The organism is Paractinoplanes pyxinae (assembly GCF_026626335.1).
Classification (GTDB): domain Bacteria; phylum Actinomycetota; class Actinomycetes; order Mycobacteriales; family Micromonosporaceae; genus Actinoplanes; species Actinoplanes pyxinae.
Genome location: NZ_JAPNTZ010000005.1, coordinates 57,620 through 81,600, shown reverse-complemented (window position 1 = coordinate 81,600; position 23,981 = coordinate 57,620). Strand labels below are relative to the sequence as shown.

At 71.0% G+C, this 23,981-nt stretch carries 21 protein-coding genes; 9 read left to right on the top strand and 12 right to left on the bottom strand.

The annotated features are described in order from the left end of the window. The first annotated feature begins 75 nt into the window (after positions 1–75). From OWR29_RS14730 to OWR29_RS14720, 3 genes are all read left to right on the top strand, one after another. Positions 76–1,512, top strand: coding sequence for an aldehyde dehydrogenase family protein (locus OWR29_RS14730; RefSeq protein ID WP_267563365.1), 1,437 nt, complete (start codon positions 76–78; stop codon positions 1,510–1,512). Further along, entirely contained in the window at positions 1,513–4,773 is a 3,261-nt protein-coding gene (locus tag OWR29_RS14725) for a hypothetical protein (RefSeq protein ID WP_267563363.1), read from the top strand. Between the two features lie 315 nt (positions 4,774–5,088). Next, positions 5,089–6,513 carry a hypothetical protein gene (locus OWR29_RS14720; RefSeq protein WP_267563362.1) on the top strand — a complete coding sequence of 475 codons (1,425 nt, stop codon included), beginning with the start codon at positions 5,089–5,091 and terminating at the stop codon, positions 6,511–6,513. On the opposite strand, the gene OWR29_RS14715 is transcribed toward OWR29_RS14720, so the two are convergent. After that, complete coding sequence (locus OWR29_RS14715; protein ID WP_267563360.1) at positions 6,474–6,968, bottom strand: GNAT family N-acetyltransferase; 495 nt, start codon at positions 6,966–6,968, stop codon at positions 6,474–6,476. The two genes, OWR29_RS14720 and OWR29_RS14715, sit on opposite strands and share 40 nt — an antisense overlap. Before the next feature lie 98 nt (positions 6,969–7,066). Here OWR29_RS14715 and OWR29_RS14710 point away from each other — a divergent pair, with 98 nt between their 5' ends. After that, positions 7,067–7,225: a hypothetical protein gene (locus OWR29_RS14710; protein WP_267563359.1), complete on the top strand. Its 159-nt coding sequence runs from the start codon at positions 7,067–7,069 to the stop codon at positions 7,223–7,225. 64 nt (positions 7,226–7,289) lie between these two features. Here OWR29_RS14710 and OWR29_RS14705 read toward each other — a convergent pair whose 3' ends face one another. From OWR29_RS14705 to OWR29_RS14690, 4 genes are all read right to left on the bottom strand, one after another. Then, positions 7,290–7,820: a class I SAM-dependent methyltransferase gene (locus tag OWR29_RS14705; RefSeq protein ID WP_267563357.1), complete on the bottom strand. Its 531-nt coding sequence runs from the start codon at positions 7,818–7,820 to the stop codon at positions 7,290–7,292. Between the two features lie 277 nt (positions 7,821–8,097). Beyond that, a complete protein-coding gene (locus tag OWR29_RS14700; protein ID WP_267563356.1) occupies positions 8,098–9,114 on the bottom strand; it encodes an alpha/beta fold hydrolase in 1,017 nt (338 codons plus the stop codon). Between the two features lie 260 nt (positions 9,115–9,374). Next, positions 9,375–9,761 carry a VOC family protein gene (locus tag OWR29_RS14695; RefSeq protein ID WP_267563355.1) on the bottom strand — a complete coding sequence of 129 codons (387 nt, stop codon included), beginning with the start codon at positions 9,759–9,761 and terminating at the stop codon, positions 9,375–9,377. A 429-nt stretch (positions 9,762–10,190) separates the two neighbouring features. After that, a complete protein-coding gene (locus tag OWR29_RS14690; protein WP_267563353.1) occupies positions 10,191–10,913 on the bottom strand; it encodes an SDR family oxidoreductase in 723 nt (240 codons plus the stop codon). Between the two features lie 92 nt (positions 10,914–11,005). Here OWR29_RS14690 and OWR29_RS14685 point away from each other — a divergent pair, with 92 nt between their 5' ends. Further along, on the top strand, positions 11,006–11,854 hold the full coding sequence (locus OWR29_RS14685; protein ID WP_438872595.1) for a LysR family transcriptional regulator: 849 nt from the start codon (positions 11,006–11,008) through the stop codon (positions 11,852–11,854). Positions 11,855–12,014: 160 nt separating this feature from the next. Here the strand turns inward: OWR29_RS14685 and OWR29_RS14680 are convergent, their stop codons facing one another. Genes OWR29_RS14680 through OWR29_RS14670 form a run of 3 tightly spaced genes read right to left on the bottom strand, consistent with a single transcriptional unit; the run spans position 12,015 to position 14,665 of the window. After that, entirely contained in the window at positions 12,015–13,142 is a 1,128-nt protein-coding gene (locus tag OWR29_RS14680) for a DUF3500 domain-containing protein (protein ID WP_267563352.1), read from the bottom strand. 9 nt (positions 13,143–13,151) lie between these two features. Then, the gene (locus tag OWR29_RS14675) at positions 13,152–13,946 is read right to left on the bottom strand and encodes a hypothetical protein (protein ID WP_267563351.1); all 795 of its coding nucleotides are present in this window, start codon (positions 13,944–13,946) and stop codon (positions 13,152–13,154) included. Positions 13,947–13,999: 53 nt separating this feature from the next. Beyond that, on the bottom strand, positions 14,000–14,665 hold the full coding sequence (locus tag OWR29_RS14670; protein ID WP_438872594.1) for a DivIVA domain-containing protein: 666 nt from the start codon (positions 14,663–14,665) through the stop codon (positions 14,000–14,002). 150 nt (positions 14,666–14,815) lie between these two features. Between OWR29_RS14670 and OWR29_RS14665 the strand changes: the two genes are divergently transcribed. Continuing rightward, positions 14,816–15,163, top strand: coding sequence for an MmcQ/YjbR family DNA-binding protein (locus OWR29_RS14665; RefSeq protein WP_267563349.1), 348 nt, complete (start codon positions 14,816–14,818; stop codon positions 15,161–15,163). Here the strand turns inward: OWR29_RS14665 and OWR29_RS14660 are convergent, their stop codons facing one another. The 4 genes from OWR29_RS14660 to OWR29_RS14645 all read right to left on the bottom strand — a co-directional run bounded on the left by OWR29_RS14660 (position 15,164) and on the right by OWR29_RS14645 (position 20,288). Further along, a complete protein-coding gene (locus tag OWR29_RS14660; RefSeq protein WP_267563348.1) occupies positions 15,164–15,931 on the bottom strand; it encodes an ABC transporter permease in 768 nt (255 codons plus the stop codon). Beyond that, positions 15,931–16,890 carry an ATP-binding cassette domain-containing protein gene (locus OWR29_RS14655; protein WP_267563347.1) on the bottom strand — a complete coding sequence of 320 codons (960 nt, stop codon included), beginning with the start codon at positions 16,888–16,890 and terminating at the stop codon, positions 15,931–15,933. The genes OWR29_RS14660 and OWR29_RS14655 overlap by 1 nt, the downstream gene beginning before the upstream one ends. Before the next feature lie 117 nt (positions 16,891–17,007). Then, positions 17,008–17,499 (bottom strand): ribonuclease FAU-1 family protein, encoded by a 492-nt coding sequence (locus tag OWR29_RS14650; RefSeq protein ID WP_267563346.1) that lies wholly within the window; start codon positions 17,497–17,499, stop codon positions 17,008–17,010. Next, positions 17,496–20,288, bottom strand: a complete 2,793-nt coding sequence (locus tag OWR29_RS14645) for an ATP-binding protein (protein WP_267563345.1) — start codon at positions 20,286–20,288, stop codon at positions 17,496–17,498. Before OWR29_RS14645 ends, OWR29_RS14650 begins: the two co-directional genes overlap by 4 nt. Positions 20,289–20,377: 89 nt before the next feature. On the opposite strand from OWR29_RS14645, the gene OWR29_RS14640 reads away from it, so the two are divergent. From OWR29_RS14640 to OWR29_RS14630, 3 genes are all read left to right on the top strand, one after another. Continuing rightward, on the top strand, positions 20,378–21,511 hold the full coding sequence (locus OWR29_RS14640; protein ID WP_267563344.1) for an AI-2E family transporter: 1,134 nt from the start codon (positions 20,378–20,380) through the stop codon (positions 21,509–21,511). A gap of 108 nt (positions 21,512–21,619) precedes the next feature. Then, positions 21,620–22,480 carry a family 43 glycosylhydrolase gene (locus tag OWR29_RS14635; RefSeq protein ID WP_267563343.1) on the top strand — a complete coding sequence of 287 codons (861 nt, stop codon included), beginning with the start codon at positions 21,620–21,622 and terminating at the stop codon, positions 22,478–22,480. A gap of 98 nt (positions 22,481–22,578) precedes the next feature. Further along, entirely contained in the window at positions 22,579–23,871 is a 1,293-nt protein-coding gene (locus OWR29_RS14630) for a glycoside hydrolase family 43 protein (RefSeq protein ID WP_267563342.1), read from the top strand. Positions 23,872–23,981: the final 110 nt, after the last annotated feature.

The window sequence follows — 23,981 nt, the reverse complement described above, 5'->3', positions numbered from 1 at the left end:
CGTGGTGTCAAGGTGAAACGGTTACAGCCCACTTCGCACCTATCACCGTGTGATGACCGCCGATAGCCTGGGCGGGTGGACCTCGCCATGTTCGTCGGCGGCGCCTGGACGCCCGCCCGTTCGCACGCCACCACCACGGCGACCAGCCCCGCCACCGGCGAGAAGCTGGGCGACGTACCGGAAGGGAACCGCGACGACGCCCGTACGGCCATCGCCGCCGCCCGGTCAGCGGCGCCCCGCTGGGCCCGGCTCACCGCCTACGAACGGGCCGCGCTGCTGCACCGCGTGGCTGACGTGATCGAGGCCCGGCGGCACGAGCTGGCCCGCACGCTGACCCTCGACCAGGGCAAGCCGCTGCGGGCCGAGGCCTACGACGAGGTGGACGAGCTGGTCACGTACTGGCGGATGGCGGCCGAGGACGGCAAGCGCCTGGGCGGTCTGGTGCCGAACTCGTCGTCGCCGGGCAAGCGGGCGCTGCTGATCCGCCGGCCGCGCGGCGTGGTCGGCGTGATCACCCCGTGGAACTGGCCCTACACCATGCCGGCCGAGCTGATCGCGCCCGCGCTGGCCTGCGGCAACACGGTGGTGTGGACGCCCGCGCCGTCGACCTCGGTGGCCGCCGTCGCGCTGGCCTCGTGCGTGGCCGAGGCCGACCTGCCGCCGGGCGTGCTGAACCTGGTCACCGGGCCGGGGCCGGTCGTCGGGGACGAGATCGCCCGCAACCCGGGCACTGACGCGGTGGCCTTCATCGGCTCCACGGCCACGGGCAAGCTGGTAGCGAACGCGGCGTCGGGCAAGGCGACGCTGCTTGAGATGGGCGGCAACGGGCCGGTCGTCGTGCTCGACGACGCCGATCTCGATCGCGCGGTCGAAGGGGCGCTGGTCGCCTGCTTCTTGTGCGCGGGTCAGAGTTGTACGGCGGGGGAGAGGCTGCTGGTCCACTCGGCGATCAAGGACGAGTTCGTGGCCCGGCTGGCGGCGGCCGTGCGGTCGACGGTCCGGCTGGGCGACCCGTTCGACGACACGACCACGATGGGCCCGCTCAACAACGCCGGGGTGGCCGCGAAGATGGACGAGCACGTGGCCGACGCGGTGGCCCGAGGCGCCAGCGTGCTCACTGGTGGCGTACGCGGGAAAGCTTTTCCGACCGACCTCTACTGGACGCCGACGGTGCTCGACGACGTGCCGGCCGACGCGCTGATCGCCACCGACGAGACGTTCGGGCCGGTGGCGCCCGTGGTGAGCATCGGCTCGCTGGACGAGGCGATCGAACTGACCAACGCTTCCCGGTACGGGCTGCTGGCCGCCATCTACACGGCCGACCTGACGAAGGGGCTGGCGTACGCCGACGCGGTCCGCACGGGTTGGGTGAACATCAACGAGTCGTCGAACTACTGGGAGAGCCACCTGCCGTTCGGCGGCCGGGCCGGCTCGGACAGCGGACTGGGCCGGGTGGGTGGCGCTCATCCCATGGAGGCTTTGACCGAGCTGCAAACGGTCATAATCTCGTGAGTGCCCGTCGATGAGCTTCTGACCTCGCTGGATCCGCTGCCGTACCGGGAGCGGATGCGCTTCCTGGCCGCATGGGCGCGCACCGCGCCGGACAGGGCCGAGGTCTGCGCCCGACTCGTGACCGGAAGCGCGTACGAGCGGCAGTTGGCTCTGGTGGCGTCGATGGTGGCGCGGGACGCGGCGGGAATCGTGGCGGCCGCGTCGTCGCCGCAACCGTTGCTGCGGAACAGGCTGTTCGACCTGCGCATCACGGAGTTGTCGGCGGCGGATCGGCGGAAGGCCTATCGGACGCTGCGGCACCTGCGCGACCCGCACACGGCCGACCGGCTGATCCGGGAGGTGCGCGAGCACTTCGGGGACGAGGAGGCGGCGGCCCTGCTGCCGGCTTGCGGGGCTTCGGTCGTACGGGAAATGCTGCCCGACCTGGAATTCGCGGCCAACCTCGAGGTGGTGGCGAGGCGGCACCCGGCGATTCTGCTGGAGGTGGCCGAGGAGCGCTTGGCGGCGGCGCCGATCGAGCAACGCCGGGCGGTGTGGGGGCACTTCGGCGCGGCCGTGTTGTCGTGCGAGCCGGCGCGGGTGCTCGACCTCGTGGAACGGTATCCGGTGGAGGACTATCTGCCGGGCGCCTTGACGGCGTACGGACGGCTGGCCGCCGCCGATCCCGGCCGGGTGGCGCGGCTGCTGGTGGACCGGAACGCCGCTCGGCCGTTGCCGCCCGCTGTCCTGCGCCGGTTGGTAGTGCTGCCGAACGAGGAACTGGTGCCGCTGGCGCGAACCCACTTCGTGGCGTTGCTGGAGGTGCTGGCTCCGTCGCGGCGGTTCGACCTCTACTCGCTGGCCTCCGACGAGCGGTGGCCGTCCGTGCGGGTCATGGAATTGCTGCCGGTACGGGATCGGGTGCGCTCGGCCGCGCAGGCCCTGGACCTGGTGGCACCGCCGCTACGCGCGAAGTACCGCTCGTACCTGGCTTGGGACGAGGTGTCGGACGCGCTCGTCGCCGGGACGCGGACGGGTGCCGTTGCCGAGCGCGAGCGCGCCTGGGCGTTGCTGATCGGAGCGGCCCGCCGCTCGCGCGACCCTCGCGCGGTGGGCCTCTTGCGGCTCGACCGTCTTGGCAACGAACTTGATTCCGTACGCTCGACCGCCCTGCACGCTTTGATAGGTGCGCATCTGACGCCCGCGCAGGCGTCGGCGCTGACCACCGCCGTGCTCGAGGCTCGGGACACGTCCGGCTCGACGCGGGCGGCGCTGGTCCGGCTGGCCGTGGACACCCTGCGCCGTCACTTCGACGAGCCCGAGCTGCGGGAGTGGGCGCTGGCCACTATCGCGCGGGTCGGCGAGCCCCTGCCCAGCTTCGAGGGGGTGCCGGCCGCGGCGGTCTTCGAAAGGCTGCGCGGGCACGTGCCGGTGCTCGCGCTCGCCCGTGCGCTAGGTCCTCGCGCGTACGACCTACCCGAACTGCAAGAGGCGGTGCGCGCGGCTATCACGACCAAGGACCGCGACGAGGCGATCCGGCTGTGGCTGGCCGACCGGCGGCGCCGCTCCGAGCGGGTCGAGGAGGTGCTGACCATCGACCCGTACGCGGTGAGCCTGCCGGAGGTGTGGTCGGTGATCAGCTCATCCCGGACCGACCTGCTGGGCCGGGCGATGGCGCCGCAGCCGCCGGTGCATGTCGAGCGCTGGCTGCCCCGCCAGCACGAGGCGTACGTGGATCTACTGGGCTCCATAGTGGACGACGCCACGCAGCCGCTGGCGCGGCGAGCCTCGATGCTGCGGATGGCCGCCGTGGTGCCGGTTCTCGGCCGCGAGCTAGTGCTGAGCTACCGCGACGGCGCCGGGGTGGTGACTGGTTCCGGTGGTGGGGTTACGCCGTCGGGCCGGGACGTGGCCGGTTTCGGTGGTGCTGTTACGCCGTCGGGCCGGGGCGTGACTGGCTTCGGTGGTGGGGGCGCGCCGTTGAGCCGGGACGATGCTGAGGCGGTGCCCAGCTTCGGCGGTGAGGGGGTGCCGCTGGGCCGGGACGCTGCCGGCGTGGTGCTCGCTGAGGCGGCGTTGGGTGCGTTGCCGTACACCGACCGGGCCGACGAGGCTTTGTCGACGCTGCTCGAGTACGCGGGTTCGGATCGCGCTCGGGTTGCCCTGTATGCCGCCGGTCGCGCGGCCGCGCACACCGTGCCGTCGCGGCTGCCCGCGTTGCTGGGCGGCGTTCTCGTGGGCCCGGCCAAGGTGACGAGCCGCAAGGCGGCGGCCCGGCTGCTGGCCCGCTACGCACCGGCCGAGGTGATGACCACGCTGCTGGAGGTCTTCCCGGACGCCCCGCCCGACGTTCAGACGGCGATCGTCTCGGGCGCCCGCCAACGGCTCGACGCCGAGGCGAGCTGGGCCATCCTGGCCATGGGGAAGGACATCTTCGACACCGTGCCGAGCCAGATCTCGGCCCGGCACCGGCCGCGCTACGCCGAACTGGTGGCCGGCGCCTGCCGCCGGGGCGAACGGGCCGCGTTCACCGCTCTGCCGCGCTGGCTGCCCTACGTGGCGGCGGAAGATCTGGTGACCAACTACTTCACCGATCTCGGACCAGAATTCTCCCACATCGCCGCCTTGATGCCGGCGCTCATCTCCTCCGGGCTGATCCCAGTCTTCACGACCCTCATCGAGCGCGGCGCCCGCCCGAAGACCAGCGGTTCAACCGAGCGCGGCGGCCTCGACGAGGGCGGCGACCTCATCGCGGGCGGCGACCAGGTTGCGGGCGGCGGCCTCAACGAGCGCGGTGAGCTCATCGAGGGCGGCGCTGAAGTTGCGCGCCGGCGGATTGAGGCTGTGGCGCGGGGGACGGTTGGCTGGGCGCGTACGGCTCCGGCGGCGGTCGACCGGTCGGCGTTTGTTGCTTCGGCCCGCTTCCTGGCGGGCCAGCCGTCCTATCGGCCGGTGGGGGTTCTGATGCTGGTGGGGCTGGGGCGGCTCGACAACCTGGACGAGCTGGCTGACCTGTGCGCCGGGCACCCCGTCCTGGCCGTACGCACCGCCGACCAGATCCGCGATCGGCTGACCGAACTGCGCCCGTACACCGACACCGCGACGATTCGTCGCCTGACCGCGCGGGGCGACCTGGCCGGCGGTCTGTTCGCCGTGGCCCTGTTCACCGATTCCCGCTTCCGGTGGCCCACGCTCTGGCACGACATGTTACGGACCCTGCGCGAGCACCCTGAGCCCGAAGTCCGCGACGAGGCCAACGCCATCGACGCCACCCATCGCTAGCCTGCCCTCAGCCCGAGGCCGCTCCGGCTCGAAAGCCCGCTTCGGCGCCTGGCCGGCGTGATTTGGCACCCGGTTCCGCTTGGGGCCAGATCTCGCTTGCCCTCAGCCCGAGGCAGCTCCGGCTCGAAAGCCCGCTTCGGCGCCTGGCCGGCGTGACTTGGCACCCGGTTCCGCTTGGGACCGGATCTCGCTTGGGGCCAGGTCCCGCTTGGCTCCGGGGCCCGCTTGGGCCCGGGTTCCGAGTGGGCTTCAGTCCGTGTTGGCGGCGTTCGTCGGCCGGCGGTTGCTTCAGGGTGCGGGTTCGGGTGCCGATAAGTGAGTGTGACCGTCCTTGCCGACGAGGTGACGCAGTCCTGGCCGACCTGGGCGCGGGCCGCTGAAAGCATCGATCGCTACGAGCTCGCCCTGACCTTGCTGGACGCGACTCCGGACGTTGATGACGACGTCACCCGCGCCGCGCTGCTGCTGCAGACCGGGCAGCCCGCGCGGGCGCTCGCGCTTCTGGCCGCTCAGGGGTACGGCGACCTGCCCGACGTGGCGCAAGCCGTCTGGCCCGACCTGGTGCTCGGGGCATGCCGGGCTGCCGCCGGGGACACGGAGGCGTACCGGTGGCTGATGGCCTGCGCGCGCCGGTTCGACGGCGCCGCGGACGGGTGGCGGCTGTGCTACCTGATCGCCGCGGCGGCCGCCGGCGGCAACGACCGGGCGACCGCGGATCAGGCGTGGCACGCCCTCGTCACCCGGTACGAGATCATCACTCCGGTCACGGTGGCCGAGTTCTGCGCGGCCCAGGTGGCCGCCCGTGACCCGTACGACGCCATGGCTGCGACGACGACGCTGGCCGGAGTCGTCGCCGATCTGCACGTCACGGCCGCCCTCGAGCGGAACCCGGCGCCCGCGCTGCGGACGGCCTCGGCACTGCGACTCCGGGGTGATGATGCCGGAGCACGGCTGCTGCTGCACGGCGTACGGCGCCGAATTCGATCCAACGCCGAGCTGGACGCGGCCCTGGCCGACCTGACCCCGGCCGCGCCGATGCGCCGGCACCGACTGCTCGTTGTCGTGTTGTGGTGCCTGGCGCCGCTGCTGTTCCCGCTCGGCATCGTCGGCGGGCTGCTCGTCCTCGCTTCCCGCCTGGCCTGGCAGCGCTGGGTGCCGATCCCGGGGCTGAACCGCACCGACAGCGTGGTGTGGCGGGCGTTTCAGAGCCTGAGCTACGACCCGCACACCGACCCGGCCGAGCCCCCGGCGAAGGACCAGACCGGCTACTACGGCGCGGCGGCCTTGCTCAGCCTGCTTTTCGTGGCGCTACCGCTTGGTGGCCCGACCGCCGCCGTGGTCGGGTTCGGCCGGGCCGGGGAGGTCGGCACCTGGCTGCTGCTGTGCCTCGGCATCCCGGCCCTGGCCTTCCTCGGCGCCCGCCAGGCGCACCGGGAGATGCGCGCCCGCCGCCACCGTCGCCGCCGCGAGGCCGAGCAACGCTCCCGGCTGAGCCAAGCCCGGCGCTGCCACTGCTGGCAGGTGCCCAGCACGTCAGGTCCGTTCGCCGTCGAGTACTACCGGCACCACCTGCACCACGAGCCGCTGCCGATGCCTTCACCGGTTGCCGCGAGCCTGGGTCGCTGTCCCACCACGGGCGCGTTGTGGCTCGCGGTCGACGCGGACGACCCGGCCCGGGCCGTGCTCCTGCGTGGAACGCCTCAGGCGGAGCCCGAGCCGGCGCCCGGGATGTATCTCTGAACCGGTGGGCGGTGCATGAAGACGTCCACCGGGTCCTCGGACTCGACGATGAACCCGTGCCGCTCGTACAGGCGGCGGGCCGCGCTGCCCCGCAACACGTTCAGCCGTACCGCGACGCCGTCCCGGTCACACCGCTTCAGCAGCCACCGCAGCACCGCCGTACCGAGACCTCGACCTTGATTTTCGGGGTGGAGATAGAAGTGTTCGAGCCAGTGCGCGTCCTCGGCCGGCCGTAACGCGACGCAGCCGGCGAATTCCGTGCCCACCTCGACGATCCAGGTGTGATCGGGCTCGTACGCGTCCCGCAGGCGCTGCCGAACGCGGTGCTCGTCGTACCGGCCGAGCCGTTCCAGATCGGCCCGCAGCACCACCGCCCGCAGCTCGGCGATCGTCGCGAGATCGGCCATCGATGCGGGCCGAGCCGCCCACGTTGCCGCGAGCCCGGACTTCGTCATGTCAACGATTCTCGCTGCCCGCGAGCGTCACAGGATCGATGGGGTTCGGCTCCGACCGGACGGGGCACTCCGACCACGTCTACGTCAGGAGAAATGTCATGCGTTCGCTGCTGGTCATGCTCGGAATCATCGCCCTCGTGCTGATCGTGCTGGGTCTGGTGCTCAAGGCCGTCAAGTGGCTCATCATCATCGGCCTGGTCGCCCTGGCCGTCTCGATCGTCATGGGCTGGTTCAACGGCCGCCGATCCGTGCGATGACCGCCCGGCCGGCCTTCGGGGCGGTGTCGGCTCGGGTCGTGCGTGACCTGAGACCGCGGCCGGCTCAGGAGTAGGCGATGCCGGCTATCTGGGTGTTGAAGGTGATGAACGGGCTGTGCAGGCGGTACGCCTCCACGTCGACCCGGCTGAAGCCGGCCGCGCGCAGCACCGTGGTCAGGTCGCGTTCGCACGAGCAGCCCTCGAACGTCCACGCCCACGGCCGGCGCAGCGCCCGCTGCAGCCCGCGCGTGACGGTGCCGCCGGGCGCCGCCACGTGCTCGACGAAGCGATAGGTCCCGCCCGGCCGCAGGATCCGGCGGATCTCTTGCAGCACCGCGGCCGGATCGCTCACGGTGCAGAGCACCAGCGACGAGATCACCGCGTCCGCGCTCCGATCCGGCAGCCCCGTACGTTCCGCGGTGCTGTCCCGCAGATCGAGCCGCACCCCACGACGCTCAGCCGCGGCCCGCAGCCGCCGGTGCATCGGCCGGTTGGGCTCCACGGCCACCAGCGTCGACCCCGCCCGCACGTACCTGAGGTTCGCGCCCACCCCCGGCCCCAGCTCAACAACATCGCGCGGCAGGTCCGCAAACACGCGCCCTTTGTGCCGCCGCACGTTCCACTCGATGTACGGCCCCATCAACCCGAAAAACGCGGCGTTGAAGGGCCCGCGCACCCTGTTCACTTCATACCCGGTCACCACTGACATGCCCTCAGCCTGGCCGGTCGACCCACCCTCGGTCAGGCGTAGAAATACCCCACTGCGCGCACTACAGGCTTCCTTCGTGTGCGCTGTGCCAGGCGGCTATCTGGGCGCGAGAGTGGAAACCGAGGCGCAGGGATGCGTTCGACGTGGCCCTCGGCTGAGCGTTCTACTTGCTGCCCTCGTGGGCGCTGTGCCAAGCCGCTATCTGGGCGCGGGAGCGGAAACCCAGGCGCAGGCGGATGCGTTCGACGTGGCCTTCGGCTGAGCGTTCGTCGATGTGGAGCCGGGTGGCGATCTCGCGGTTCGTCAGCCCTTGAGCGACCAGGGCGGCCACCTCTTGCTGACGGGCGGTGAGGCCTTCGAGGCGGCGGCGGGCCACGGGCAGGCCGAGGAAGCGGCGGACCACCCGCACCAGTTCGTCGCGGTCGCCGGCGTACGGCAGATGCGAGCGGCCGGGCAGCAGCGTCAGCTGGGCGCCGTCGATGCCGGCGGCGAGCGCTTCGGCCTGGGCGCCGGGCGCCGCTCGGTCGCCGGTGCGGTGCACGACCAACGTCGGCGCCTTCACTCGAGCCAGCAGGTCGCTGACGTCCAGCTGGTAGCTCAGCGCCAGCAGCTCGCGGGCGGTCGCGGCGCTCGAGCATTCACGCTGGTAGCGGGCCTGCTCGACGCGGGTCGCGCGGTCGGCATCGGGCGCGAAGATGTCGGTCAGCACATCCGACCCCAGCCCCCAATGCGCCTCGACCAAGCCCAAAACACTTTCCTGTACGCCGGGGGGCGACAGCTCGGGCCCGCGCGCCCAGCCCCCGTACAACACCAGCCGCCGCACAGTTTCCGGATGCGCCGCTGCCCAGGCCACCGCCACCGGCGCGCCCATCGACGCCCCCATCAGGTCGAACGGCTCACCCACGGACGCCGCGACCGCCCCCAGCTGCTCGAGCTCGAACGCCAGGGACGCCGGCCGGTCCACCGCCGCCGACAGCCCGCACCCGGCCCGGTCGTACCGCACCAACCGGCACCCCTGAGCCAGCGCCTCATAGAGTGCCCGTTCGGCCGGCAGCTCCCAGCCCAGCCGCAGATGCGTGAGCCACCCCATGACGTATACAAGAGGACGGCCCGACCCCACCGAGGCGTACGCCACCGCGGTACCGTCCTCCAGCACCACCTGACCGAGCCTCTGCCGCACCCCGCGATTCTCCTACGCGGGACGAGAAACGGTCATGTTGACTGGATCAATATTGACGTCAACATGTACGCCATCAAGACGTCAACACGAACGGAGCCGACGCAGCTCGCCAAGCACGGGCGCCCCGGCGATCGGCCGCTGCGTTACTCAGGCTGAATCAATCCGCTCGGGCACGTCCTGGACCGACATCGCACATCATCGGCACGTCGTGTCGTAGCGGCTGCTATAGCTGTTCTGGTCATTCGCGTTGTGGGTGGCTGTCAACCCAGCAAGTCCCAGCGGTTGCCGGCAATGTCGAGGAAGACCGCGACCCGCCCGTACGATTCGGCCCGCGGCTCGCGGACGAAGGTGACGCCCGCCTCGGTGAGCCTAAGGAACGTCGCGTCGAAGTCGTCGACGCGCAGGAAGAACCCGACCCGGCCGGCCGCCTGATCGCCGACGGCCGCGCGCTGGCGGTCGCCGTCGGCCCGGGCCAGCAGGATGCCGGTCTGGGCGCCGGGCGGCCGGACGACTACCCAGCGCTTCGGCCGGCCGTCGGTGGTCAGTGAGGGCGAGTCCTCCACGAGGTCGAACCCGAGCACGCCCGTGAAAAACGCGATGGCCGGGTCGTATTCGTCAACGATCAGGGCAACCAGATCAATCTGCACCGGGGCACTCTAGGCCGTGTCCGGGCGGAGGAGGTGGGCGCCGAGAAAGAGGGAGCGACGGGCGCTGAGCGAGGCCGGGCGAAGTCTTGGACGGTGTAGTCGATGACCTCATCGGCACCCAGGGAGCGGACCAGCGGGACATTCCGGGTGCTGTCGGCAACCCGGACTCGCCGGGTGGCGGGGTGACGGCACTCGGCCGGAAGGCGCCGCTGCTCGTACCGGGTGCTGTTGTCGACGGCCGCGGACGTCGCACCGGCCACCACGTCACCCGGCATCACCAGGGAATGACGTCGTCGTCGTTGGTGAACGTGCCGGTGAGGCCGTCGCACCGACCACGACGTCACCCGCCATCACTAGGGGATGACGTCGTCGTCGTCGTGGGTGAACGTGCCGGTGAGGGTGCCGCGCCGACCACGACGTCTCCCTGCATTACCAAGGGATGACGCCGTCGTCGTTGGTGAACGTGCCGGTGGGGCCGTCGTCGGGGAGGGTGGCCAGGCGGATCGGGGTGGCCGCTGCCTCGGGGACCGGGCGGCCGGTGTAGCCGGTGAAGTCGGTGGCCACCAGGCCGGGGCAGGCGGCGTTGATCAGGATGTTCGTGTCGGCCAGGCGGCGGGCGTAGTGCACGGTGATGGCGTTCAGGTATGTCTTGGTGGGGGAGTAGGCGGCCATGATCGGGCCGACCTCCACGGCCGGGTCGGACTGCCAGGTCAGTGAGGCGACGCTGCTCGACACGTTGACGATGCGGGGCGATGGCGAGCGTCGTAGCAGGGGCAGCATCGCGTTCGTCACGCGGATCACGCCGTACACGTTGGTGTCGACGACCTGGCGGACGATGTCGAGGTCGAGCGTGGTGGGGTCCTGCTCCCAGCCGGGGCCGGTGTCGCCCGAGATGCCGGCGTTGTTGACCAGGACGTCGAGGCGGTCGAGCCCGGCTGCGGCCTCGGTGACGCTGCGGTCGCTGGTGACGTCCAGGGGCACGGCGAAGGCGTCGGCGCCGGCCTCGCGCAGCGTTTTCACGGCCGCCTCGCCGCGGGCCCGGTCGCGGGCTCCGACTGCCACGCGGTAGCCGCGTGCGGCCAGGCCGGCCGAGATCTCGTAACCCAGTCCCTTGTTGGCGCCGGTGATCAGCGCCGTCTTCTTGTCGCTCATGACGCCGATGCTGGCTCGCGAAACGGCCGTGTCCTTACACCGTTTAGGTCAGCGGTGATACCTGGGCGGTATCACCGAGCTATCGTCGGTCGGTGGACACGCTGGAGACGCGCGAGCTCCGATATTTCGTCACGGTGGCCGAGGAGCTGCACTTCAGCCGGGCCGCCGAGCGCCTGGGCATCGCGCAGCCGCCGCTGTCCCGGGCCATTCAGCAGCTGGAACGGCGTCTCGGTGTCACCCTGCTCGAGCGTGACCGGCGCGGCGTGGCGCTCACCGACGCCGGGCGGGTGCTGCTCGACGAGGCCCGCGTGCTGCTCGACAGCGTGGCCGCAGTCGCCCGCCGTACCCAGCGCGCGGCGTCCGCTCCCAACCGGCTGACCTTGGCCACGAAGGCCGGCGCCAACCACGACCTGCTGCGCAAGCTGCTCGACGCACATGCCGCCGAGCCGGATGCGGCCGAGATTGAGGTGGTGCTGTGCGGAATGGGCGACCAGGCGCGGATGCTGCGTGACGGCCGGGCCGACGTGGCGTTCATGCAGCGTCCCTTCGACGCGCTGGTCGGCTTCGACACCGAGGAGCTGCTGACCGAGCAACAGGTCGCGATCCTCCCGGCCGAGCACCCGCTGGCTGCCCGTACGTCTCTGACGCTGGCCGACATCGCCGACGTGCCCGGCCTGCCCGTCGCTCGCTGGCCGAATCAGGACGGCACCTACGAGCCCGGCCCCGGCCCCGAGATCAACGACCTGTCGCAGCTGGCCCAGCTGATCGCCCTCGGGCACACGTCGGCGGTCCTCTGCGCCTCGTCCCGCTCCTGGCTGTGGAGCGCCCATGTCGCCGTCCCGCTCACGGACGCTCCGCACGTCACCACAGTGCTCGCCTGGCCCGCACACAGCCGCTCCCAGGCAGTCGCCCGGCTCGTGAAAACGGCCGTCAACCTGTAGAGCTCGACGCGCGACGTTGCGCCGGAGGTGCCGACGACCCGCGCGAAGGGCCTTCCAACGCGCGACGATGCGCTGGAGGTGCCGACGGCCCGCTTTTCCGGTACCGGCAGCAGCGTGGACTGCTCGGCGTGAGGCGTGAGGCGTGAGGCGTGAGGCTCGTTCAGTGGTGGGCGCGGCGGTGCGCACCCAGCACGTCGAGGCCGAAGTCGTTGCTGGGGTTGCGCCAGACCGAGTGCGCGTGGTTGGCGTTGCGCTGGGTGTTGTCCCACTCGAGCAGCAACTTCGGGCCCTGCACGCGGTAGTAGTGCGGCGCCCCCGGTTCGGTGGATCCGGCCCAGGCCACATGCACGAGGTCGAGCGCGGCATCGTCGTACGTAGAAAGGGGTGAGACCGCTTCGGGCACCCGGCCGAAATATGTGCCCAGCAAGGCGTACAGAAGCTCGCGTTGTTCGCCGTTCAAGGCACTTCCAGGAATGCCTTTCGGCTCAGCGGTGTATTCGAGCGACCGATGCTCGGGCTCCCCGTATGCGGCGGCGGCGTCGATGGCGTCGCTCGCGCTCTGCAGCTTGGCCCACTCCACAGGGTCGGAGAAGCGTTCGTCGCGCCAGATGCCGGCCAGCGGGATGACGCGGTCGCCCTCGGCGATGTCGGTGCGGTTGCCGGTCACCAGGTCGGACGGCGCCTTCGGGGAGAGGACGGCCCGCCGCCGGTCGTCCGGGCTCAACGACCGTACGAGCTCACGGGCCAGGTCTTCGACCCGGGCCAGCGGACGGTTGACGGCCCCGCCCAGCAGCTCGGACACGGCCGGGTCGGCGCCCATGAAGCACGGCGTGGTCGAGACCAATCGGCCATCCACCACCAGGTTGTTCAACGAGACGTGGTGGCCGCCGAACCGCCATCCCCAAGTCCCAGTGCTGTCCGGCTCGCCGAAGACGCGCAGGTAGTACAGCCCGGGGTCGCGCCCGCGCTCGCGGTCGAAGCGGGCCACGAAGCCCTCGGTGTGGTCGAGCACGTTCTCGAGCCCGATGGTGGTGGCCACGGTGACGTAGCCGGCCCGCGACAACCCGGAGGCCACCAGTTTCATGGCCGCGCGCTGCTGCGCGGGCCGCTGCTGGTGGAACGTCAGTCCACCGTGGTCGGTCGGAGTGTAGAACCAGCGCCGCCGCTCACTGTCCGTCCCTTCAGCGTACGGCCCTTCGCCCATGGCGATCGCCCGTTGGTCGTCGGTCAGCAGCTCGAGCCAGGCCCGCGCGGACGAGGCCATCCGGGCCGCTACGTCATCCACCATGAACCGAACTTAGCCGTTGCGGTGGTGTTTCTTGACGAAGGTGTAGCCGGGCGCCAAGGGGCCGATGCCCGCGCTCTCGGCCGCGGCCTGCTGCTTGCCGGAGGGCTGGGCGCCGCGGGGGAGCTTCCGGATGAAGCCGCTGACCCAGTGGTCGCCGCGGTGCGACTCGGCCGGGATCGGCTCGACCATGGGCGCGTAGAACACCATCTCGGTCGCGGCGGCGCCCTCGACGGCGGGATAGGACGGGTGGCCGGCCGAGTCGACGCTGCCGGTCACCCGGGTCAGAAATCCCTCGCGGATGAGCTGGTCGACGGCGTTGCGCAGCAGGAAGGCGGCCTTCGCGCCCCGGCCGAACCGTTTGGCCAGCAGCTCCTCGCTGATCACGGCGCTGCCGTCGTCGAAAACCCGGCCGAGCTTGCGGACGGTGTGCAGGACCTTGGCGCGATTCGATTTATCCGGCTCGTAGTCCCGGGTGACAACCTTCGGGTCGTACGCGTGGAAGTACTCCACGCCGTCGACGGTGAGCGGCTCGTCGAGCGGCTCGCTGCGGATCACGAAGTCCTGCCGCGCCGGATGCCAGGTGACGGTGACCAGCACGCCGGGCCGGAAGATCTCGGGCCAGGTGAGCCCGGTGAGCTGCCACTCCACGTCCTGCTGCAGCTCGCACTCGAAGGTGCGCCGGTTGTCGAGGACGACCACGACCCGTTCCTGCTGCAGGCCGGCGGCCGCCTCTTCCGGCACCGCGCACACCCCGGCCTCGAGATCCGCGCGCCACAGCGCCAGCCGGCGGCTGACCGTCTTCATCCGGCGAATCTACCGTGACCGGGGACAACCCCCGGCCACGGCGCGTGCGCGTGTCAGTCGAGCGGGTCGCGGCCCGACGCGCTGTCCAGCTCTTGCAGCTGCCGCTGGACGTGGTCGCCCAGGGCCTGCTGGTAGGTCTGCGCCAGCCGGCCCAGCTTGTCGATCTCGTCGAGCAGCGCGTTGCGCTTGTCGACCAGGCCGTTCATCGCCTCGGTGTGCTTGCGGCGGGCGTCGCTCTCGATGGTGCTCGCGGTGAGCTGGGCGTCGCTGGTGACCTTGTCGGACTCCGACTGGGCGCCGGCGATGAGCGCGTCGGCCTCGTTGCGGGCGTCGCGCATGTGGTCGTCGGCGGTGCGCCGGGCCATCATCAGCACGGGCGAGTCCTGCCCGTCGCTCGCCGAGGGGGCCGGGGCGGCCGGCGTCTCGCGGCGGGCCCGCTCGAGCTGGGTCTGCATGCTGCGCGCGTTCTGCTCGGCGCGGGCGCGGGCCTCTTGCAGCCGGCCCAGCTGGGCCGTCAGGTCGGAGAGCTCGGCCTCCAGGGCCCGGCTGTTCGGACCGGCCGCGGCGGGGCCGCCCGGCCCGGGTCGCTGAACCTGGTCGTGCAGGGCGCGGTTCTCTTCGAGGAGACGCGTCAGTTCCTGCTCGACCTCGTCCAGGAACGCGTCGACGTCCTCCTCGTCGTATCCGCGCTTGCCGATCGCCGGCTTCTTGAACGCCACGTTGTGAACGTCGGCTGGAGTTAGCGGCATGTGCTCCTCGGTTCCCCTGCTGTTTCGACCTGCCGAGGCATCCTACGCACACACCCTTGGAGTCCGCTCAGGTGTCATAACATCTGTTCGCCGACTGAACACTTGCCGAAGGGTTTTCCGGTGGCCGACGCCGACGATGTACGCCGACTCGCGCTCGCCCTGCCCGATGTCGTCGAGATCGACAGCGACGGCTTCGACTTCCGGGTGCACAATCGGGGCTTCGTCTGGTCGTATCCGCAGCGTGAGCCGGGTAAGCCGCGTGTCATCCGCACCGATATCGCCGTTCTTTATGTGGGTGACGAGGCCGAGAAACAAGCCCTGGTTCTGGGCGAACCAGAGCTGTTCTTCACCATTCCCTCGTACGACGGACTGCCCTTGGTGATGCTTCGGCTACCAGAAGTGACAACTACGCGCTTGCAAGAACTTATCGGTGACGCCTGGCAAATGCGCTCCGAATCTCAGGGCTGATTACCGTCCGAGCTTGCGATAGCGACGCACCGCGAGCGGGGCGAAGATCACCAGCAGCAGCACCGGCCAGGCCACGGCCAGAGCGATGGCGTGTTCACTGTGAGCGCCGGGGTTGCCGAAAAGCTCCCGCGCGGCGGACACCGTGGCCGAGATCGGGTTCCACTCGGCGATCGCCCCGAGCCAGGCCGGCATGGCCTCCGGCGGCACGAAGACGTTGGACAGGGCGGTCAGCGGGAAGGCCAGCGGGAAGACGATCAGGCTGACCGTGTCCGGGTTGGGCACGACGCTGCCGAGATAGATGCCGACCCAGGTCAGCGCCAGCCGCAGCAGCAGGATGAGCCCGATCGCGGCCAGGGCGGCGCCGGCCCCGCGGTGCCACTGCCACCCGACGAGCAGGCCGCAGATCACAAGCACGAGCATTTCCAGAACGGCGCGAGTCAGATCAGCCGTGCTCCGGCCGACCATGAGCGCGGACCGGGCCGTGGGCATCGACCGGAACCGGTCGACCACGCCGCGGTTGATGTCGAGCGAGATGGCGGTGGCGGTGGCGCCCAGCCCGTACAGCTGAGTCATCACGAAAACGCCGGGCAGCAGGTACTCGCGGTAGCTGTCGCCGCCGACGGCCATGCCGCTGCCGAACACGTACCCGAAGACGAGCACGAACATGATGGGCAGCGAGAAGTACAGGATGATCTGCTCGGGCTCGCGGACGACGTGCCGCAGGTAGCGGCCGGTCATCACCCAGCCGTCGGCGAGGGCGGTGGTCATCAGTTCTCCTCAGGGGCGGAAGCGGAGGGGCGGTGGCCGGTCAGGGAAAGAAAGGCTTCGTCGAGCGTGGGGCGCCGGATGCCCAGGTCGTCGACGGTGATCGCGGCGTCCCGCAGGATCCGCGCGGCCTCGACCAGCGCGGCCACCCGGTCGGTGACGGCGACCCGCAGCCGGCGGGTGTCGGCGTCGACGTCCACCGAGCCGATCCGCCCGAGCAGGGCGGCCGCGTCGGTCAGCCGGTCGTGCTCGCGGATCACGACCTCGAGGCGGTCGGCGCCGATGGCGGCCTTGAGCTCGTCCGGCGTGCCCTCGGCAACGACCCGGCCGGTGTCGACCACCGAGATGCGGTCGGCCAGCTGGTCCGCCTCGTCGAGGTACTGCGTCGTCAGCAGCACGGTGGTGCCGTCGGCGACCAGCTTGCGGACGGTGTCCCACACCTGGTTGCGGCTGCGCGGGTCGAGCCCGGTGGTCGGCTCGTCCAGGAACAGCACCCGTGGCGAGCGGATCAGGCTGGCCGCCAGGTCGAGCCGCCGTTGCATGCCGCCCGAGTACTCGGTGGCCGATCGGTGGGCCGCCCCGGTCAGGTCGAACTGTTCGAGCAGTTCGTCGGCCCGCGCCTGAGCCGCGCGGCGCCCGAGGTGGTGCAGGCGCCCGAACAGGACGAGGTTCTGCCGCCCGGTCAACGAGCCGTCGACCGCCGAGTACTGCCCGGTCAGCGCGATGCGCTCGCGCACCTGCTCGGGCTGCCGGGCGACGTCGGCCCCGGCCACCGTGACCCGGCCCGCGTCGAAGCTGAGCAGCGTGGCCAGGATGCGTACGGCCGTGGTCTTGCCCGCCCCGTTCGGCCCCAGCAGTCCGCACACGCTCCCGGCCGGCACGCTCAGCCTGAACCCGTCGAGCGCCGCCACACCCCGGTAAGTCTTCCGCAGCCCCTCGGCCGCGATGGCGATGTCTGTCATGCCCCGAAGGCTGCCGCCCGCCGCTGACGAGCCACGCACGAGCCGCTGACGGCCGCCGTCAGTCGTGTTGACTGGATCGTGTTGACGTCAATATTGATTCAGTCAACATGTCCGCGGTTACGCCTGGTCGAGCAGTTCCCAGCCGCGGCGCAGCCAGGGCTCGGTGTCGCGGCGCAGCAGCTGGGCGCAGCCCTCGGCGACGACCCGGGCCAGCTTGGCGTCGTCGGCGCTCATGAAGCCGCCGCGCCAGGACTCCTCGTACTCGTCCTCGTCCTCGATCTCGACCCGGCCGTCGTTCTCGTGCCACACCGGGTCGAGCTCCAGATCAACGTACCGCCAGCCGTCGTCGGTCGTCGAAGGCGGCAAGCAGACGTCGATCTCGAGCCGCCGGCCGGCCGGGTCGCCGACCCACCACGCGGCCCACGGGCGGCCCGTCGCCAGCAGCACCACCACCGGCATGGTCGAGGTGCCGTCCTCGTGCGGCGCGTGCCAGGGCGACCCGATCGGCGCCCGCAGCCAGGTGCCGTCGGCATCTCGAGCGACCTGCTCGAAGCCGAACCAGTAGACGCCGCCGGGGCGCTTGACCTTGTGCAGGCGGACAGTGCTCACAAAGACTCCAGGGCGGCGCGGGCGGCAGCTACGACGTTGATGGCGTCCGGGCCGGACGCCTCTTCCACGACTTGGCGGTACCAGTGGGCGGCCTCCTGCGGATCGGCGGCGGCCTGCCCGAGGACGAGCTTGATGCTGAGGCGTACGCCGTCGGCCGTGTACCAGCCGCTCGGGCACTCGGCCAGCGCGATCCGGGCCAGCTCCAGCGCCTCGGCCCGGTCGCCCTGGTGCAGGGCCAGCCGGGCCAGCCCGAGGCGGGACGACGCCACCACCTCGGGCGCGCCGCACGCCGTGGCCAGGGCCATCGACTCGGTGAAGTCGGCCGCGGCGCCGTCCGGGTCGCCGCCGAGCATGCGGGCGTCGCCCCGGGTGCGCAGCATCTCGGCCAGGTCGACGTCGGAGTGCAGTTCGGCCGCCAGCCGCAGGGCCTCGTCCATCGGCGAGCGAGCCGCCTGCCGGTCCCCCCGGGCGATGGCCAGCTCGGCCAGGCCGGACTGCGCGAGCATCATGCCCCAGCGCTCGCCGAGCGCCTGAAAACTGACCAGGGCCAGGGCGAACTCGCGCTCGGCCCAGGCCGGGTCGCCGCGGAAGAGGCCGATCCAGGCGCTGCCGACCGACGCCAGCGCCTCGCACCACGGCGAGCCGCGCAACCGCGCCCGCAGACTCTCCTGCACCTCCATCAGGTCGTCGTCGGTCGATTCCGGCGGGCCCGCGGCGAACGCCGACAGGTACAGCAGGAAGGGTTGCGCGGGCGGGCGGTCCAGCGTCTGCAGATAGCGAGCCGGGTGCTCGTCACGCTGGGACGGCCCGGCGTTCAACCGGCACAGAAGGTATTCCTCGGCCAGGCCGGGTGGCGCCGACGGCCCGACGCGGCCGAGCAGCTCGCCGGCCAGCGCCGCCGCCTCGCCACGGGCCCCGCGCAGCCACCAGTAGAACGACAGCGCCGCCACCAGCCGCAGCGCCACCTCGCCGGATCCGTGCCGCACCGCCGCGTGCAGGTTGTCGCGGTCGGCGTCGAGCCGGTCGAGCCAGATCAGCTGGTCCGGCCCGCGCAGGTGGGCGTCGGCCGTGCGGGCCAGCTGCAGGAAGTAGGAGGCGTGGCGGTCGGCCGACGCGGGCCCTTGAGCGGCGCAGAAGGCTCGGATCGTCGACAGCATCCGGTACCGGGAGCCATCGCGTTCGATCAGGGACTTGCTGACCAGCCCGTCCAGCACGTCCAGGGTCTCGGCGCCCAGCCCGCACACCTGCTCGATGGCGTCGAGCCCGGCCCCGCCGCGGAACACCGTGAAGTCGCGCGCCAGCGACTGCTCTCCCGGGGTGAGCAGGTCCCAGCTCCACGCGACCAGATTCCACAGGGTCTGGTGCCGCGACTCGGCCGTGCTGCTGCCGCGCGACAGCACGCGGAACCGGTCGCCGACGCGGCGGGCCAGCTCGTCCACCGGCAGCACGGGCAGCCGCGCCGCGGCCAGTTCCAGAGCCAAGGGCAGACCGTCCAGCGTACGAACGATCTGGCGCACGGCCGCCTCGTCCGCCGCCGTCAGGGCGAACCCGGCGGCCGACGCGCCCCGCTCGGCGAACAGTCGCACCCCGGCCTCGATCGGCAGCCCGGCCACCGGCACCCGGACCTCACCGGTCACGCCCAGCGGCTCCCGGCTGGTCGCCAGCACCCGCAACCCCGGGCACGCCACGAGCAGCCGTCCGGCCAGAGCGGCCGCCGCGCCCAGCAGGTGTTCGCAGTTGTCGAGCACCAGCAGCAGCTCGCGTGTGGACAGTGCGGCCAGCAGCCGGTCGAGCGTGTCCGGCCCGGCCGACCGGTCGCGCAGTCCGGTGTCACGCAGCCCGAGCGCGTCGAGCACGGACCGGGCCACGTCGTCCGGCCCGATGCCGGCCAGCTCGACGAGGCACGCCTCGCCGGGATGCCGGCCCGCGACCTCGAGCGAGAGCCTGGTCTTGCCCGCTCCGCCCGGCCCGACCAGGGTCACCAGGCGCGCGGTGCGCAGCGCCTCGCGGGCCCGGTCGAGTTCCGGCCGGCTCACGAAACTGGTCAGCTGAGCCGGCAGCCGACGACGAGCCGGGCCGGCGTCGCCGCGCAGGATGCCGGTGTGGACGGCCTGCAGTTCGGGTGACGGGTCGACACCCAGCGACTCGGCGAGCACCCGCCGGGCCTCCTCGAAGGCGGCCAGCGCCTCGGCCGGGCGCCCGCCCGCGGCCAGCGCCCGCATGAGCAGGGCCCACGTGTGCTCCCGCAGCGGCGCCAGGGCCAGCAGCGTGCGGAGTTCGCCTTCGGCGTCGGCCGAGGGGCGTACGTGTAATTCGGCCTCGATCCTGTCTTCGGCGGCCTGGCGGCGCTGCTCCTCCAGGCGGTCGGCCGCCACCACGGCGAAAGGTGCGGACCGGACGTCGGCCAGCGCCTCACCCCGCCACAAGGCCAGCGCCTCGGTCAGAAGCGAGGCGGCGGCGGCGAAATCGCCCGTGCGGAGTGCGGAACGTCCGTCGGCGGCCAGCCGGGTGAAGCGGTGAACGTCCACCTCGTCGGGACCGACATCGAGCCGGTAGCCCGAACCGTCGTACGAAATGGGAACTTCACGCCGCAGCCGCGAGACGCTGGACTGCACCGCGTTGACCGCCCCGGCCGGTGGATTCTCGCCGTAGAGGTCGTCGATGAGCCGGGGGAGCGGCACCACCCGGCCCGCGTCGAGCAGCAGCCGGGCCAGCAACGCCCGCACCCGCGCGCCCCCCGCGGCCACGGCCGGGCCGGCGAGTGTCGGACCCAGCACCCCGTACGGCATGGGTCCATTCTTGTCCGAAGGCAAAATCGTCGCGTGATCCCGGGGGCGTAGCCCAGCAGGCTCGCGTGCCGCTCTCTAAGGTGATCGGCATGCCTGCCAAGCTCAACCCCGACAAGGCGCGGTCCGCGTTACGGACCTCGGCCTTTCTTTCCGCGCAGACACTGCTCGTGCTGCTCATGGCGTGGGTCGTGCTGTGGCTCATGGGCAAGGCCTGGTCGGTCATCTGGCCGGTGGTGGTGGCGCTGCTGCTGACCACGCTGACCTGGCCCATCGCCCGGTTCCTGCGCTACCGGTGGCACTGGAAGCCCGCGCTGGCGGCCAGCTTCGTCACCGTGCTGTTCCTGGCGGTGATGGCGGGCATCATCATCGTCATCGCCGTGCCGGTGGCCTCGCAGTCCGGTGAGCTCTCGACCAAGGTGGTCGACGGCATCCAGAGCGTGCGCGAGTGGGCGGCCGGCCCGCCGCTGAACTTCGGCGACGACGACATCACCGGCGCGCTCGACGCCGCCGTCGACCGGATCCAGTCCAGCGCCGGCAACATCGTCAACTACACCTTGACCGGCGTGAACACCGTCGTCAACGGCGTCATCACGACCGTACTGGCGCTGTTCCTGATGTTCTTCTTCCTCAAGGACGGGCCGCGCTTCCTGCCCTGGCTGTCGCGCCAGCTGCCGGGCCGGCTGTCCGAGGACGTGCCGGCCGTGGCCACCCGCAGCTGGGACACGCTGGGCGCGTTCGTGCGCTCGCAGGCCTTCGTCGGCCTGCTGGACGCGGTCTTCATCGGCCTCGGCCTGTGGATCGTCGGCGTGCCGCTGGTGCTGCCGCTGGCCGTGCTCACCTTCATCACGGCCTTCATCCCGATCGTCGGCGCGCTCTTCGCCGGCTTCGTGGCCGTGCTGATCGCGCTGGTCTCCGAGGGCTGGGTCGACGCGCTGATCGTGCTCGGCATCATCATTCTGGTGCAGCAGCTGGAGGGCAACGTCTTCCAGCCGATGGTGCAGAGCCGGGGGCTGGGGCTGCACGCGGCGGTGGTGCTGCTGGCGGTGACGCTCGGCGGCAGCCTGCACGGCATCATCGGCAGCCTGCTCGCCGTGCCGGTGGCCGCGCTGATCTCGGTCGTCTACGTCTATGTCCGTGAGCAGCTGAGCGACAATCCGCCCGAGCCCGAGCCGGAAGTGCCACCGGAGCCGGGGCCGGACGAGGAGCCGGCCGCCACGGTCTGAGGCAGTTCAAGGGGGCACACCGGACGGTGTGCCCCCTTGACATTGGGTCGACTTTGCCGAAACCATGCATCTGCGTCGATGTTAACGCTCACACCACCGAGGAGCGCGATGAAGATGCTGTCCCGATGGCTGGCCGCCCTGCTCGGCGCGGTCGCCGTCCTTGTCGTCCCCACGCCCGCCAACGCCGCCACCACGCTGGTCTACGCCACCTTCAAGGGCGACGCGCAGGCCGACGAGGAGCTGTGGCTCTACCAGTCGACCAACGGCGGCACGAGCTACAGCGTGCTGGCCGACACCAACTTCCACGGGCCGACCGGCGTCCTGCGCGATCCGAGCATCCTGAAGCACAACGGGCGCTACTACATCGCGTACACCGTGCAGTCCTGGACCACCAATTCGACGTACTTCAACATCGCGAGCAGCACCAACCTGACCAGCTGGACGAACACCGCCAGCGTGCCGTCGGGCATCGCCAACACCCGCTTCACCTGGGCGCCCGAGTTCTACGTCGAGGGCAGCACCGTCCGCATCATCACCAGCGTGGCCGCCACAACCTGTTCCAACTGCTTCCGCCCGTACGTTTACACGGCGCAGAATTCCGCTCTGACCTCGTGGAGCGGGCCGGCCCAGATGTGGGGTCTCGGCACCAACCACATCGACACCTCAGTGGTGAAGTCGGGCAGCACGTGGCACGCGTTCACCAAGGACGAGACCGGCAAGTACATCGAGCACTGGACGACCACGGCCAACCTCACCGAGGGCTGGGTCAACCGGGGCCGGCTGTGGTCCAGCGGCTACGAGGGCCCGTCGCTGGTGCGGCTGGACAACGGCAGTTGGCGCATCTACGTCGACCGGTACAGCACGGGCGGCGGCATCTACACCGCCACCAGCAGCGACCTCAACACCTGGACCGGGCTTACGTCCGTCGGGTGCTCGGGGTGCCGCCACGGAACGGCGATTCCGCGATGAGGCGCCGGACGCTTCTCTCCGCGGGCGTTGCCGCGGGTGCTGCTGCGTTTGTCCGGCCCGGCGCCGCAAACGCCGCTGCTCTCGTCCGGCCCGGCGCCGTGAACGCCGCCACCTACACCGGCTACGCGATGGCCTACTTCACCGAGTCGCCGACGATGGCCGCCGCCAGCTACAACCTGCACCTGGCGGTCAGCTCGGACGGGCTCAACTGGACGCCGCTCAACCAGAACCGGCCGGTGGCCGACCCCACCTCGGGCAGCGGCGGCCTGCGCGACCCGTTCCTGCTGCGCAAGCAGGACGGCACGTTCGTCGTGCTCGCAACCGACCTCAACGGCACCGACTGGGCCTACCAGAGTCAGTATCTGCACGTCTGGGACTCGGCCGACCTGCGTACGTTCACCAACTACCGCCTGCTGAAGGTGCACAACCTGGCCACCCACGCGTGGGCGCCGGAGGCGGTGTGGGACGCGGCCCGCGGCCAGTACGCGATCGTCTATTCGTCGGTCGTCGGCGGCCACAACGTGCTGATGGTCAGCTATACCACCGATTTCCGCACCGCCACGACCGGGCAGGTGTTCTTCGACCCCGGCTACGACGCGATCGACGGCAACTTCGTGACGGTCGGCGGGGTCAACTACATGTACTACAAGAACAACACCAACAGCACATTGCTGGGCACCCGGTCGAGCTCGTTCAACCCGGGCAGCTTCAGCGTCTACACCGGCGCGATCGGCCCCGGCCGCGGTGTCGAGGCGCCGCAGATCGTCAAGTCGAACACCGCCAACACGTGGCACATGTGGGGCGACACGTGGAGCCCGAACGGCCGCTTCTTCTGCTGGCAGTCCACCAACGTGCCGGGCGGCTCGTGGAGCCTGCTCAACGACCGGGCCTACACGCAGCCGCTCAACTCCAAGCACCTCGGCATCACACCGATCACGGCGGGCGAGTTGTCGGGGCTCACTTCCCAGTTCGGCACGCCCGCGTGGCGCCGGCTCAAGTCGTACAACTTCCCGGACCGGTACGTGCGGCACGCCAGCAACGCGGCCCGCATCGACGTGTACCCCTTCGACCCGTATCAGGATCAGCTCTGGACTCTGGTGCCCGGCCTGGCCAGCTCGTCGGGCGTCTCGTTCCGCTCGGTCAATTACCCGTCGATGTATCTGCGGCACTCGAACTACGCCCTGGTGCTGGCGGCCGACGACGGGACGGCCACCTTCCGGGCGGACGCGACGTTCACCCAGGTGGCCGGGCTGGCCGACTCGTCGTGGTCGTCGTTCCGGTCGTACAACTTCCCCGACCGGTATGTCCGGCACTCGAACTACGTGCTGCGGATCGACCCGGTCTCGACGGCGACCGAGAGGCAGGACGCGACGTTCCGGGTCGGCTATTGACAGCCTCGTGTTGACGACTGGATTGCCGTACATGTTGACGTCAATATTGATCCAGTCAACATGAGCCCGCGGCCGAGGCGGCCCGGGTCGCGTCGGCCGCGGTCAGCGTG